Consider the following 13,569-nt stretch of genomic DNA (forward strand, 5'->3'; position numbering starts at 1 on the left):
GCAGTTTGAAAAGAGGATAAAACAAAATGGCAAAAGACTTTAATAGCCCAAAAGTAGTCGATGGTTATGATGAACATATCCGTAAATTAATTCCGGGTTATGAAGTGATCCATCAACAGGTGGATGCCATTTTGCAATCAGTGTTGAAACCAAACTCTCACATATTAATTGTGGCATGTGGCACGGGTTATGAACTCGAATATTTACTTAAAAGACATCCGAACTGGAAATTTACAGCCGTTGATCCATCTTTAACGATGCTTCAAAAAGCCCAAGAACAGGTTGAACTTTTAGGTAAATCTTCACAAGTGACTTTTGTACATGGGGAAACTTCAGCTTTACCTCTTGAAAATTTCTTTGATGCTGCGCTGTCTATTCTTGTGGCGCATTTTATTGCTGATGATATAAAACCTGCGTTCTTTAAAGATATTTATGATCGCTTAAAAGAAAATGCTGTCTTGCTCACCTACGATTTAATGACGTGTATAAACCCTCAGCAGCTTCAAGCTTTACGTTATTTATGCTTGGCACAAGGCTTAACTGAGGAGCAATGCCAGAAAATGTTAGAGCGTATGGCTCAAGACTTTTTTAGCCTAACCACAGAAGGTTATATAAAACTTTTGCAAAAGACTGGCTTTGAAAGCGTGCAGTCCTATGCACAGGTTCTGACTTATCAGGGTTTTATTGCAAAAAAATAATGCCAGTAGAGACATAGGAATGTTGTCTTAACACCTAAATATTCTCAATGAGGAAGAGAATATGAAAACTGAAAAAAAATAGAAGAACTCGCTTTACTTAAAACAAATTAAAAAGTGGCCCTAATGCCGCTTTAGGGAGGTTTTGTCTAAAAAATATGATGGAAGGTCTTTCTTGAGAAAGAAAGTCAAATTTTCAAGGACCTATCTAAATAGGTACATAACAAAAAGGATGTCGAGATCTTTAAGTCTATTTAAAGATCAAAAAAGGAAAGTTTTATGATAAATGCTTTAAATACAACGGTTCAAAAAAGCCTATTGGCGGTTTCTGTGACCCTGTTTGTGTCTTCTGCCTTTGCAGCTCAAACAACAGATCCTGAAATAGAACAACTTCGACAAGAAGTGAAAGAGTTGCGGGCTATGCTACAAGCCAACATAGACGCACAAAAAACTTTATCGCAAGGACGAGTTGAACTAGCAACTTCTGCAACTCCTCAAGCTGCGCAGCCAATACAGCAAGGGTTAACGAAGTCTGGTGCAGAATTTAACCTCTATGGATATATACGGGCAGATGCTTCTTATCAAATGAAGGGTGCATCTACGATGTATAACAACATTAGTGGGGTTCCACTCGAAAATACTCCTGAAGAATCTGCTCAAAAAGATCAGTTGCACAGTACCGTCAATGTAACGCGTTTTGGGTTGAATTTTAAAACTCCAACAGCCGTGGGTGATGTGGGTGGAAAGTTAGAAATGGACTTCTTTGGGGCAGCCACTCGTGATCAGTTCCGTATACGCCATGCTTATTTAACTTTTGATAAATGGCTGATTGGTCAAACGTGGTCGACATTTATTGCACCTGAATATTATCCGGAAACGATTGATGCAGGCACATTTGTAGGCAGTGCATTATTAAGATCACCGCTCGTACGCTATAGCGATAACTTAACTGCCAATACAAGTTTTGCAATATCGGTTGAAGACCCGAAATATACGGCTACATCAGACCCTGATAACAAAATGCGTTTACCAGCCTTGGTAGGACGCTTAAACCATAAATTTACAAATGGCTCTATGTTGTCAGGTCGTAGTTTTGTGGCTGAAAAGAGAACCAATAATGATGAAGAAGTGGCTTGGGGTGTAGGCCTAGGGGGAAAATATCAGATTACGTCAGATACATTACTCAAAGCTGATTATTACCATGTCAAGGGAGATGGACGTTTCCTACTCTGGAGTAACAGCGGCTATGCAATAGATGATCAAAACAATATGCATAGCAATGAATTTGACACTGTTTCATTAGGCATAACCCATCAGTTTACGCCACAAATTCGTTCAACCTTAGGTTATGGCTATATGAAAGCCAAAGATGATAACCGTTTTGCCGAATTACAACGTAATAGCACAACTCAAAACAAAGAGCTTTGGCAGGGCTGGGTGAATGCACTTTATAACCCTTATAAACCAATTACTTTGGGCGTCGAATATGTTTATGGCGAACGAGAAACTTTTGATGGGCGTAACGGGACGGATAACCGCTTCAACATGATGGCGAGTTACGATTTTTAATTAATTCAATAAAACCTTGAATAATCTGTTTTTTCTTTAGGATGCAGTATGTCGTTTTAAAAAATTGAATATGAATTTATCTCACAGAGGAGGTGGGTAAATGACAACATCTAAATTAAATGTAAATGAAATTATTGATCAGGCCAAATTTAGACCTTATCACTGGAGTATTTTACTTTGGTGTTTATTAATTATTATCTTTGATGGGTATGATCTGGTTATTTATGGTGTAGTGCTACCTTTGCTGATGCAAGAGTGGTCATTGACGGCTGTACAGGCGGGAATGTTAGCAAGTACAGCACTATGCGGAATGATGTTTGGGGCAATGTTCTTTGGAACTTTGGCAGACAAAATAGGCCGTAAAAATGTGATTTTAATTTGTGTCGCTCTTTTTAGTGGTTTTACTTTTTTAGGTGCTTTTGCATCAAGTCCACTTGAGTTTGGGGTGCTTCGATTCTTGGCAGGACTAGGCATTGGTGGGGTCATGCCAAATTTAGTTGCACTCACATCAGAATATGCACCCAAACGTATACGCAGTACCTTAGTGGGTACCATGTTTAGTGGCTATGCGATTGGGGGAATTCTTTCAGCATTAATTGGTAGTTATTTGGTTGAAAGTCAGGGGTGGCAAATTATGTTCCTGATTGCAGGCATTCCTTTATTTTTGTTGCCTGTTATATGGAAGTTTTTACCGGAGTCTTTAACTTTTTTGGTTAAAACTGGTAAAACTGAACAAGCACAGCGCATTATTCAAAAAATTTCACCTCAACAAAGCCTAACGATCAATACGCAGTTAGTGCTTAATGACGATAATGTTCCAACAGGCAGTTCTGTAAAAGGATTATTTCAACAAGGCCGCGCATTCAATACACTCATGTTCTGGTTAGTGTTCTTTATGTGCTTACTCATGGTGTATGCCTTAAGCAGCTGGTTACCAAAACTCATGCTTGCCGCAGGCTATTCACTCGGAAAGAGTATTTTATTCTTGTTTGCTCTAAATGTCGGCGCAATGATCGGTTCAATCGGTGGTGGTATTCTTTCTGATAGATTCCATTTAAAACCTGTAATTATGGGAATGCTGCTGGCGGGTGTTATGGCATTAGTCGGTTTAGGCTTTAACTCACCAGCCTATGTTTTATATGGCTTGGTGACTGTGGCAGGAGCAGCAACCATTGGTACCTCAATTCTCCTTTATAGCTACGTTGCTCAATATTATCCATTAAGTGTGCGTTCTACTGGAATTGGCTGTGCTTCCGGTGTTGGCCGAATTGGGGCAATTGTCGGGCCAATTTTAACTGGCATGTTATTAGGCCTCCAGTTACCACATAAAATGAATTTCGTGATGATCGCGATTCCTGCAATTCTTGCTTTTTTAGCAGTCATGATGCTTCGACGACAAGCTGTTGAAAAACAGCCGATTGCACCGAAACTTACCGCTGAATTAGAAGGTAACTAATCGATATTGATACAGGTAGGGGGGGAAATTCCTACCTGTATCTGGAAATTTTATTTGTTAATTAACTGGTTTAAATGAACTAGATTCGCCATTTGTTGATTACCTTTATCATTTGGATGTAAATGATCACCTGAGTCATAAATCGGGTTTAATCGATCGGGATGTTTTGAATCTTTTAAACCTTGATCAAGATCAAGAACTCCATCAAATGTTTGACTTGTTCTTATCCAATCATTAATTTTTTTCCGTAATTGGTCTTTGTTCGGTTGGTAGTAGTTATCTAAAGGGGTATTGGATAAAGCACCTGAAAATGGAGGTAAGGTTGCCCCAATCACTTGAATGCCTTGTTTGTGTGCTTCATCTACGACACGTTGATACCCATGAGTTAATGCTTCAAAAGACGGTATTTCTTGTTTAGGAGCAAAAGCTGTACCCGGCCATGAAATATCATTAATGCCCACCAGAACAATTAATGTTTTAACACCTGAATATTGAAACACTTCTTTTTTTAAGCGCTCTAAAGCACTGTCGCCCATACCGTCTGTAAGTAGTCGATTTCCTGAAATTCCGCTATTAATCACCGCTATTTGATGTGGCGATAAACGCTTAGCTAAAAAGTCGGTCCATCTCGTGTTTGCATCTAAAGTTGCAGTTGCTCCATCGGTAATTGAGTCTCCAATGACCGCAACAACATGGGCTTTATACTTTGGTTTTACCTCTATCGCAGAGAGTAATAATCTTGCAGTGGTTGTTTTAGCAGCGCTAGGAGTATTTAAATTTGCGGTTTGGTTACCCGTAATCAGCCAACTGGTTTGTTTAGCATCCCAATGAAAAGTTTTAAATGTCGTTGGTTTTTGAATAAAACTATTTACCATTAATTGTGCATGATCAGGAACAGAGAGATGAATTGGGTCACTAATCAATTGTTTACCCGGTAAAATTTGTGCTTTGAGCTTACCCGAGAAGTAAACAGGATAAGCACTCTTAGACTTAAGACTTTTTGAATTAACTAAGCCTACGGTGGTTTTATCAATATAAAGCGGTTGTTCACCATATTGATTTGTGAAAACGAGTCTAACTGCTTCACCACCTAAACTAATTTGACTAACTTGTCTGATTGTTTGATTGGATATTTGCTCAGGAATATGCGTTGGGAAAACAAAATCTTTATTCCAAACCTTTTGTGGGCTGGCAGACCAACTGGTGATCCATTGGCTCTTTTGTGCTTCTGCTTGCGCTACGGTAGATAATAAAACTAAAGAGAAAAGGGTAGATTTATAAAGTTTCATCTCATGAATCCTTAAAACGAATTAGAGTCATCTTGAAACAAATTAGTGGCTTGTTATAGCAGTCTAAGCGGAATAAGATTTGTGAATTAGATTCATAAATAGATTTCGTTATGTCATATTTTGATATTAATCGATCTGGCGAGCTGGCAATTTTTATTCGGGTGGTCGAATTAGGAAGCTTTTCAGCAGTAGCGAGAGCATGCGATATGACGCCGTCTGCTGTCAGTAAATTAATTGCTCGGCTCGAAAAACGACTTGGCGTAAGGTTACTGAATCGTTCAACACGCCAGTTTCAGCTCACAAGTGAAGGCTGTCAGTTCTATGAGCAAGGTCTTCAAATACTCAGTGAGCTAGATGAACTCGAACAATCTGTTACTGCAAATCACACACCTAAAGGCCGAATCAGAATACATACCAGTCTTTCATATTGGACCCATTTTTTGTTGCCGTGTATTTCTTTATTTAATCAGCGCTATCCACAAATTGAATTAGAAGCTCATTTGAGTGATGAAGTCATTAATTTAGTTGAGCAAAGAATTGATGTCGCGATTCGGACAGGACCATTAAAAAGCTCAAATTTGGTGGCTCGTTCACTTGGAAGTACTACAAAACATTATGTATGTTCATCCGCATACATTGAACAATATGGCTGTCCACAGCATCCAGATGAACTATCTGAACATCAGCTTTTAGACGTCAGCTATCAGCGCCAGAATAAGACATGGTTATTTAAAAAAGAGAATCAAGAAATCACACTCATACCTACTCAGGTTTTAACAGTAAATCATGGGGAAGCGATTTTGCAGTTAGCACTTGCCGATGCAGGCATTGCACAACTCAATGAATTTCAAGTTCGAAAAGCGCTAGAACAAAAGCAGTTAATTAAAATTCTTGAAGACTGGAATGTTAATGCTTCTGAAGAATTTCATGCTGTCTGGATCGGGCATGATAAATATGTTCCTAAACGTGTAAGAGTCTTTCTAGATTTCTTGGTGGAACATGCAAATATCAGTTAATTTAGTCTTTTCTTGCACTTAACTGACATTGGTGAATTGTTTCATTCATTGTTTCCACAAAGTTCATGTTCGCATCAATATTTTGTAAGCTTACTTTTTCTAGATCTTCTACAAATTGTGGCGAATAATGTGCTTCTAAAGCGTTATAAATACAATTGCATTGTGAGAGCGCATGACCTGACCACACACAATGTGTATTGAATTCGTTTTTACTGATAGGTCTGCACCCTAATAAACTTATAGAAATTATTAATAGAGTGCACACTAAAACAATACGATATGAAAAAAACATCATTATTGCTCTTCGTTGGTTGTTGTTATCGTTAAGTTATGCTTATAGATGCGCTCATCTTTAACTGGCGTTAAATAGTGAGATCTTTTCCCTAAAAAGATAAAAGTAGGGATAGGTAAAAAGATGGGAAGAATTCTTTAAACGTGTTTTAAGCTGAACAATAAGATAATGAAGAGCAATAAAAATAAAATGATATAAAATAATAGTCATTAGAGACTCCTTGATAAAAGAAGTTGTGCCCAATCACTGCTATTAATTATGGTGGTGAAACGAAAGAGGGTTAGCAGACTGATACCTAAGAAACCAGCACACCCGAAGGTGTCCCACTCCCGTTCCTCCGTCAAAGGCACGAGGGGCTCCACACCAAAAAACTTGTTTTTAGTGCACTTAGGTAGACGATCTGCTAAAACCGACTGACAAAATAGGTCAGCCGGAGCATCATAAGCTGAGCATTAAAGCGGGTCAATTGCAAAAATAAAAGATTGGTTTATATAAACAAATATTAATATTTTTAAATTTTCATTAATAAAATAACAAGTTATTTAGAATTTAAACAATTGAATAATTATTAAACCTAATTTCTATAATTGAGTTTTAATGTTTATATATCAAAGATTTATTAATTGTTTATTTGTATATTGTTTGCAATCATTGGCTTAATAAGACACAAACTCATAAAGGATGAGCAATTTTGGTTTTATGAATATGGCAATCTTAAATAATTAGCTAATGCCAAAATTTAATTAAAATATCAATTGCAAGAATGGTATTTTTTAATCATTTATTTAATTTAGATTTTTACAAAAGCTTGCATAATCTACAAAAGTTAAGAGAACCACAGTGGTAGGCCAACAGAAGATAATGCTATTCATAAGTCGACATCTTAAAATTCATAAGGGTGACTTCAATGTTAAGAGTTTTTTGTGCAGTTAGCATGGTCGTTGCAATTGCAATGGGTATGAGCGCTTGCCAAGATAGAAATTCAAGAGATGACGGGACTCATGGCGTTAATGACCCCACAACCCCTCACAAAATGGATAAAAACTCATAACTATTTTTTCTAAGAAAACTCATTTTTAGGTGAGTTTTCTTATCGTTATTTTCTATAAAATATGTAACATAATAAAAATGATAATTATATGAAAATATAAAATTAATCAATAAATTAGTAAGTTATTATCTTTCTACGAATTTGTTGTTACTGAAGTGTTTCTATAATGAGTTATAGTTTCAAAAAATTAATAAAATAAACACAATAAATTACTTATATTCATCCTAAATTCATTGTAGTCATGACAGTTTTATAAAGGTAAGGATATGCCCCAGTACTTAAGAATAGCTGAGAAAATATATCAAAATGTTAAAGAAAAAAAAGGTTTTACAGATGACCATATGGAAGATCTTAACAATTTGATGATTGAACTCAGACATGAGCTTAAGGGGACAAAGCTTAAGCTTTTATACAATTATATTGATTTTGCTGAATTACTTATTAAACCTCTACAGGAATCTAAAATTAAATTGGATTTAAGTATTATTCCGCAGAGTAAGAATACTCAAGAATTTGTATTGTGGCTTGCGAGTTTTATTGAGCGGATTACAACGGGCGGACAAGAAAAATTACCGCCGATACGAGCTAAGGTTACTTTATCTTCATATGATTACGAAGATAATTACTCATCAATGCAAAATCCGGTAAATAATGGGGAAGAAATTATTGAATATTTTAAGAAAAAAGATAATTAAATAAGATGTTATAAAAAGAGCTTATTTCCAGGGGCCAATAGGAAATAAGCTCATATTTTTAAATTAATAAATAGAAGATACTACATTACAAATACTATCTATCGTTCCATGCGTCTTTAATTGCCTGTTTAGCATGTTCCCATTTTAAGCGGGATTCAGCTTTTAGCTCTTCCCATTTTTGTTGAAGGCTACCTTCGATATCTTCAAATTGAGCACCTTCTTCAGATTCGGTACGGGCACGATGACCTAATTCATAGGCTGTCGAGAAATCTCGATCATAATCTAGATCTGGAGTAGTAAGCTGAGCTTCTTGATAATAAGGACGAGTAACGTAACTTTCGCGCCAATAGGTATCAGAATAGTTATGGTCGCCGGCTGGCAGTCGTGCGTGATCGCTATTTTGATCTGTCATCAGTTTTTCCTCATCTATTATTAAATTTTATGCTTATGTTGAATTTAGGAAGGTGAGTGCACCTTCCTAAATAAAATGAATGACCGCATCAAATGACAATTAAATCGGCAATGAATTAACGTTGCTGATTATTGTTATTTGGGTTTTGTTGGCTTGGATCTTTTTGATTAGAGCCTTGTTGCGGGCGGCGGTTGTCATTTTGCTGTTGTTGCTGATTGTTTTGTTGCTGTTGATCTTTTTGCTGTTGGTTGCCATTTGGCTGTTGCTGGTTATTACGGTTGTCATTTTGCTGCTGTTGTTGCTGCTGATTATTAGGTTGATTGCTTTGATTATTAGTAGTGCTCATCTTTAATTACCTCATATCATTTATGATGTGTGTTTTATCTGAGAGCTTCAGATAGGTTTATTTAAACACGAAAATTTTAAATGTGTAGCCTAATGGTGTTACCCTATATTTAACTGTAACTTTATAAGTTAATTAAAACCTTGATTTTTATATGATGAAGTTTTTATCAATAAACATAATTAATATGAAGATGGATAAAATTACATTTAAGTACATTGGTGTTAAAGAAACACTATGATCATTTCTAAATATGTATTTGTTATTTTTTATTGGTGAGATTCTATTTTTTATTATCTAATATTATGAATTCTATATCTTGAGTAATGGAATAAACAAGTTGTCTAAGTTTAAAGTAAGAAAGGCCTTTAAATACACGCCGAAAATTATAAAAATTATTTTTATAATAAATAGAATAAAAGAAGGTGCCTACAGGTTTTTCTTTTGTTTCTGATCCACCTTTTTTTTAATAATCCTGTGCAAGCAACGTAAAGATCTGCCTTTATAAGTTCTTTGCCTTTTTTGATCATTTCTATAGTCACTTGCATTGACTCAGGTGTATGTTATTTCAATAAGTTCAGAAGAAATATGAAGTGTATTTTCTTTAATACGTAAGTCATAACTGACTAAGCTTCCAATAAAAATATCGCCAGAATAGGGGCTTAAAGAAAAGCGGTAAGCTAAATAGCCCGTAGAAGCACTTTCAAAAAATACAATTTTAATTTTTTCTTCTGCTAATAATTTGCAACATGAGTTAAACATTTCCTATCCTTAGCTATGTTTTTAAGTTATTTATAGAATTATTTTTAATTGCTTTATGTTAATTTTTTAATCTTTATGATTTTAAAGGTAACTATAATGTAATTTAATTTTTATATATTTTTTATAAAAACAGACAGTTAAGTTATTCTAAAGATGAGAATGTAATTTTGTGTTATAGGTTATGTGATTGAATTTAAAAAGTTTATGCAAAAACAATTGTTTTTAATAACGCAATATAACAAAGAGAAGCTGGGATTATAGGATGAGTAAAGTATGGTATTTTATATCTCACAAAAGGAGAATAGAAATGCCTGTTGTAGTGAAAGAAAGATTATTAGACCTATTACAAGATAATCAACAGAACTATTACGAATTATTTGTTTTTTTCCTTGATCCTGATATTTCTAGTTTTGAGAAAGAAAAAAAAGCAAGAGATTTTCTTGCTTATGAAATCGAAAAGGTAGATCAGACAGAAATTGATTTTCCTTCAAATATAAATACGATTAAAGAATTGTGTCAGAAAAATAATAAAGAAAATTGTGAGGTATTTCAGGCTTATTTAAATCGTCGGCAAGCGGGTGGTGAGAGAGAGTACTTCAAGAATGTTGGTCAGGCATTTGAATTTTTAATTAAAGTTTCTCCAACCAAAAAAGTAGATGGTGCATGGCTATATAGTTGTGTTCATTATTGGAATGACCCAGTTTTCCATGATCTTATTATTACCTATTTGGAAGAGCTTGGATTAGGTGAGCCTAAGGCAAATCATGTATGTATTTATGATGACTTGCTACGTAGTTTGGGACTCGATAGCTTGGAGCTGCTTTTAGACGATGAATATTATCATAATGCTGTGATTCAATTGGCGCTTGGTTATGCTCCGCCTGAGTTTATTCCAGAGATTGTGGGCTTTAATCTGGGCTATGAACAGCTACCGCTTCATCTACTTATTAGCAATTATGAGCTTGCAGAGCTTGGCATCGATTCTAAGTACTTCAATCTGCACATTACCATTGATAACATTGATAATGGACATGCAAATAAAGCAATTAAAGTTATAGAAAATATTTATGATAAATATAGAGATAAAGAACTTTTTCTGAGTAAATTAAAACGTGGTTTTGCGTTAAACAATCATGGCGTAGGCTCTTCTAACATTATAAAAAATTTAAATCTTGAAGATTTTGTCCTTAAAATTTTAAAGAGAAAGGCGCTCGTAGGGCAATTAATTCATAACGAAACTAGAGATTTTGGGTGTAAAACAATTAATCAATGGCTATCTAACCCAGACGATGTTGAGGGACTGATATCTCATTTAATTGAAAATAAGTGGATTAATTTTAATGCTGACCCTGAACAGAGTGTTTTCTGGAGATTAATTAATGATGAGAATGGGAAAATGTATGGGGTATTTAACCCTGTAGAGCGCCAGATCATTCATGACTGGATTGCTGGCAATGATCATTCTTCTAATTTCTTGGCATATAGCAGAGCATTAAATACTAGCCAGCGTATTCAAGATTATTTATTTAGTTATATCTCTGATGGCGAGCTTGATGCATTGCAAGAGCGTGTGCAGAAGTCACATGATCTTGCCATAAAAATATGCAAACTGACTCCGTTTTTGGGGCCAGATTCACATCATAAAAGTATTGGGCTTTGGAGCACGCGCAAATATGTTGAGCTGCTTTTCCCATATTTAAGTTCTTTTAATAAAAACTAGTTCTTTAAGTTTTTTTACTTCACCCCACGTTTAACTTTAAAACATAGGTAATGAACATGACTGATAATGGTAAATTAACAAATAAAACAAGTGAAATGGCTGGCGCTGATGAGGCAAATAAAGCCAATACTACTCAAAAAACTGAACAGTTAGACACAGTCAGAGATGATGCTACAAATCAGGCTTTAACCACAAATCAGGGGGTTAAAATTGCTGATAACCAAAATAGTCTAAAAGCAGGAACCCGTGGATCAACACTATTAGAAGATTTTATCTTAAGAGAAAAGATTACCCATTTTGACCATGAACGAATTCCAGAGCGTATTGTGCATGCTCGTGGCGTAGGAGCTCATGGTTATTTTCAGGCATATGAAGGCAATGAACGCTTAACAAAAGCTGGTTTTTTGACGGATTCATCTATTCAAACGCCAGTTTTTGTACGTTTCTCGACTGTACAAGGGCCACGTGGTTCAGCTGACACCGTTCGTGATATTCGTGGATTTGCTATCAAATTTTATACACAGGAAGGCAACTTCGATTTGGTCGGCAATAATGCTCCGGTTTTCTTTGTACAAGATGGTATTAAGTTCCCTGATTTTGTACATGCGGTAAAACCTGAACCAGATACTGAAATGCCTACTGGAGGGAGCGCCCATGATACATTTTGGGACTTTGTGTCTTTAGTACCAGAGTCAGCACATGCAGTGATATGGGCGATGTCTGATCGTGCTATTCCTCGTAATTTACGTTCAATTCAAGGCTTTGGTGTGCACACCTTCCGTTTAATTAATGCTGAAGGTAAAGCTCATTTTGTCAAGTTTCACTGGACCCCGAAACAAGGCTTAAGCGCTCTGGTTTGGGATGAGGCACAAAAACTTGCAGGTAAAGATCCTGATTTCCATCGTCGAGATCTTTACGAAGCCATTGAGCAAGGCGTATATCCTGAATGGGAATTAGGGGTGCAAATTGTTGCAGAAGAAGATGAAATGAAGTTCGATTTCGACTTACTTGACCCAACAAAAATTATTCCTGAAGAATTAGTTCCTGTCACACCTATTGGCCGTTTTGTTTTAAATCGAAATGTTGATAATTTCTTTGCTGAAACAGAGCAGGTTGCTTTCTGTCCGGGGCATATTGTTCCGGGTATTGATTTTACGAATGATCCACTCTTACAGGCACGACTATTTTCATATACCGATACACAGTTAAGTCGTTTAGGCGGACCGAATTTCCATCAAATACCGATTAATAAACCTGTATGCCCATTCCATAACAATCAACGCGATGGTATCCATCAACATACCATTCATAAAGGGCAAGCTTCTTATCAACCAAATTCAATTGATGGGAACTGGCCAGTTGAGACACCTCCGGCGGCAGAAAATGGTGGATTTGAAAGTTACTATGAAAGAGTGAGTGGTCAAAAGATTCGTGAAAGAAGTGAATCTTTTTCAGATCATTTTTCTCAGCCTCGTCTTTACTACAAGAGCCTTGCACCTCATGAGCAAAAACATGTGGTCGATGCGTATAGCTTTGAACTCAGTAAGGTAAAAAGAAAATATATTCGTGAACGTCAGGTCCAACAAATTTTGGCTAATATCGACCTCGATTTAGCACGTCAAGTGGGTGAAAATTTAGGTATAGAAGTACCTGATCTTAGCCTCGATTTTAAGCCTCAAGCCGTTGAAAAATCGGCTAAGTTATCCATGCTCGCTTTCCCGCCAGCCGATATTAAAGGTCGAAAAATAGCCGTACTCATCCATAATCTGGTGAAGTCTGATGCATTAGAAACGATTAAAAACTGGGCAATTAAGGAAGGGGCTATTGTGCATTTATTGGCACCGAATCTAGCACCAGTTAAAGATCATCAAGACAAAGTTATTGCAGCTGATGGTATGCAAATGGCAGAACCATCCATTGCTTATGATGCGGTGATTATTCCCGATGGCGATAATTTAAATACGGTGATACAAGATGGGGTAACTCGTCATTACATATTAGAAGCCTATAAACATTTAAAACCAGTCGTTTTTTTAGGTAATAAATCTGACCTACTAGACCCACTTAATTTGGTTGCAGATGAAGGAACACTAATAGAAGGTGAATTTAAGCATATTTCAGAGAAGCTTAAAAACTTGCTTAAAGCCCACCGTGTTTGGTCTCGAGAGCAAATAGCTCAGCACGTTCCTGCTTAAAAAGAAAAGCCCTGAAAGTGATTAAGCTCTCAGGGCTTTTTTATATCGTGGCCGCAGTCGTGACGACGATGAGG

12 protein-coding genes and 1 pseudogene are annotated in these 13,569 nt (G+C 36.2%); 8 read left to right on the forward strand and 5 right to left on the reverse strand.

Going from position 1 to position 13,569, the window contains the following annotated elements; translation table 11 throughout:
* Positions 1-26 precede the first annotated feature (26 nt).
* The 3 genes from BMW38_RS00925 (at position 27) to BMW38_RS00935 (ending at position 3,720) form a co-directional block, all read left to right on the forward strand.
* A complete protein-coding gene (locus tag BMW38_RS00925) occupies positions 27-698 on the forward strand; it encodes a class I SAM-dependent methyltransferase (protein WP_092705471.1) in 672 nt (223 codons plus the stop codon).
* Positions 699-977: 279 nt separating this feature from the next.
* Positions 978-2,264, forward strand: coding sequence for a DcaP family trimeric outer membrane transporter (locus tag BMW38_RS00930; protein WP_092706074.1), 1,287 nt, complete (start codon positions 978-980; stop codon positions 2,262-2,264).
* A 100-nt stretch (positions 2,265-2,364) separates the two neighbouring features.
* Positions 2,365-3,720 (forward strand): MFS transporter, encoded by a 1,356-nt coding sequence (locus BMW38_RS00935; protein WP_092705472.1) that lies wholly within the window; start codon positions 2,365-2,367, stop codon positions 3,718-3,720.
* A gap of 50 nt (positions 3,721-3,770) precedes the next feature.
* Here the strand turns inward: BMW38_RS00935 and BMW38_RS00940 are convergent, their stop codons facing one another.
* On the reverse strand, positions 3,771-5,009 hold the full coding sequence (locus BMW38_RS00940) for an SGNH/GDSL hydrolase family protein (protein WP_092705473.1): 1,239 nt from the start codon (positions 5,007-5,009) through the stop codon (positions 3,771-3,773).
* 110 nt (positions 5,010-5,119) lie between these two features.
* Between BMW38_RS00940 and BMW38_RS00950 the strand changes: the two genes are divergently transcribed.
* Positions 5,120-6,025: a LysR family transcriptional regulator gene (locus BMW38_RS00950; protein ID WP_092705474.1), complete on the forward strand. Its 906-nt coding sequence runs from the start codon at positions 5,120-5,122 to the stop codon at positions 6,023-6,025.
* Position 6,026: 1 nt separating this feature from the next.
* Here the strand turns inward: BMW38_RS00950 and BMW38_RS19525 are convergent, their stop codons facing one another.
* Complete coding sequence (locus BMW38_RS19525) at positions 6,027-6,320, reverse strand: hypothetical protein (RefSeq protein ID WP_244524323.1); 294 nt, start codon at positions 6,318-6,320, stop codon at positions 6,027-6,029.
* Positions 6,321-7,224: 904 nt separating this feature from the next.
* On the opposite strand from BMW38_RS19525, the gene BMW38_RS19400 reads away from it, so the two are divergent.
* Both BMW38_RS19400 and BMW38_RS00960 read left to right on the forward strand, forming a co-directional pair.
* Complete coding sequence (locus BMW38_RS19400; RefSeq protein ID WP_170834025.1) at positions 7,225-7,368, forward strand: hypothetical protein; 144 nt, start codon at positions 7,225-7,227, stop codon at positions 7,366-7,368.
* 266 nt (positions 7,369-7,634) lie between these two features.
* Positions 7,635-8,063: a hypothetical protein gene (locus BMW38_RS00960; RefSeq protein ID WP_092705476.1), complete on the forward strand. Its 429-nt coding sequence runs from the start codon at positions 7,635-7,637 to the stop codon at positions 8,061-8,063.
* Between the two features lie 94 nt (positions 8,064-8,157).
* Here the strand turns inward: BMW38_RS00960 and BMW38_RS00965 are convergent, their stop codons facing one another.
* From BMW38_RS00965 to BMW38_RS00975, 3 genes and pseudogenes are all read right to left on the reverse strand, one after another.
* Complete coding sequence (locus tag BMW38_RS00965; RefSeq protein ID WP_092705477.1) at positions 8,158-8,475, reverse strand: hypothetical protein; 318 nt, start codon at positions 8,473-8,475, stop codon at positions 8,158-8,160.
* Between the two features lie 115 nt (positions 8,476-8,590).
* Positions 8,591-8,821 carry a hypothetical protein gene (locus BMW38_RS00970; protein WP_045436254.1) on the reverse strand — a complete coding sequence of 77 codons (231 nt, stop codon included), beginning with the start codon at positions 8,819-8,821 and terminating at the stop codon, positions 8,591-8,593.
* Positions 8,822-9,101: 280 nt separating this feature from the next.
* Positions 9,102-9,580, reverse strand: a pseudogene (locus BMW38_RS00975) (CinA family protein).
* A gap of 307 nt (positions 9,581-9,887) precedes the next feature.
* On the opposite strand from BMW38_RS00975, the gene BMW38_RS00980 reads away from it, so the two are divergent.
* Positions 9,888-11,300 (forward strand): iron-containing redox enzyme family protein, encoded by a 1,413-nt coding sequence (locus BMW38_RS00980; RefSeq protein WP_092705478.1) that lies wholly within the window; start codon positions 9,888-9,890, stop codon positions 11,298-11,300.
* Positions 11,301-11,350: 50 nt separating this feature from the next.
* Positions 11,351-13,495, forward strand: coding sequence for a catalase HPII (gene katE / locus BMW38_RS00985; protein WP_092705479.1), 2,145 nt, complete (start codon positions 11,351-11,353; stop codon positions 13,493-13,495).
* Positions 13,496-13,569 lie beyond the last annotated feature (74 nt).

The sequence above is a fragment of the Acinetobacter sp. yr461 genome, from assembly GCF_900110445.1.
GTDB classification, from domain to species: Bacteria; Pseudomonadota; Gammaproteobacteria; order Pseudomonadales; family Moraxellaceae; genus Acinetobacter; species Acinetobacter calcoaceticus.

Excerpts from the sequence above, each read along its gene's own strand:
- BMW38_RS00925 (WP_092705471.1), top strand. The coding sequence starts at position 27 with ATGGCAAAAGACTTTAATAGCCCAAAAGTAGTCGATGGTTATGATGAA.
- BMW38_RS00935 (WP_092705472.1), top strand. The coding sequence starts at position 2,365 with ATGACAACATCTAAATTAAATGTAAATGAAATTATTGATCAGGCCAAA.
- BMW38_RS00940 (WP_092705473.1), bottom strand. The coding sequence starts at position 5,009 with ATGAAACTTTATAAATCTACCCTTTTCTCTTTAGTTTTATTATCTACC.
- BMW38_RS00950 (WP_092705474.1), top strand. The coding sequence starts at position 5,120 with ATGTCATATTTTGATATTAATCGATCTGGCGAGCTGGCAATTTTTATT.
- BMW38_RS19525 (WP_244524323.1), bottom strand. The coding sequence starts at position 6,320 with ATGATGTTTTTTTCATATCGTATTGTTTTAGTGTGCACTCTATTAATA.
- BMW38_RS19400 (WP_170834025.1), top strand. The coding sequence starts at position 7,225 with ATGTTAAGAGTTTTTTGTGCAGTTAGCATGGTCGTTGCAATTGCAATG.
- BMW38_RS00960 (WP_092705476.1), top strand. The coding sequence starts at position 7,635 with ATGCCCCAGTACTTAAGAATAGCTGAGAAAATATATCAAAATGTTAAA.
- BMW38_RS00965 (WP_092705477.1), bottom strand. The coding sequence starts at position 8,475 with ATGACAGATCAAAATAGCGATCACGCACGACTGCCAGCCGGCGACCAT.
- BMW38_RS00970 (WP_045436254.1), bottom strand. The coding sequence starts at position 8,821 with ATGAGCACTACTAATAATCAAAGCAATCAACCTAATAATCAGCAGCAA.
- BMW38_RS00980 (WP_092705478.1), top strand. The coding sequence starts at position 9,888 with ATGCCTGTTGTAGTGAAAGAAAGATTATTAGACCTATTACAAGATAAT.
- katE (WP_092705479.1), top strand. The coding sequence starts at position 11,351 with ATGAACATGACTGATAATGGTAAATTAACAAATAAAACAAGTGAAATG.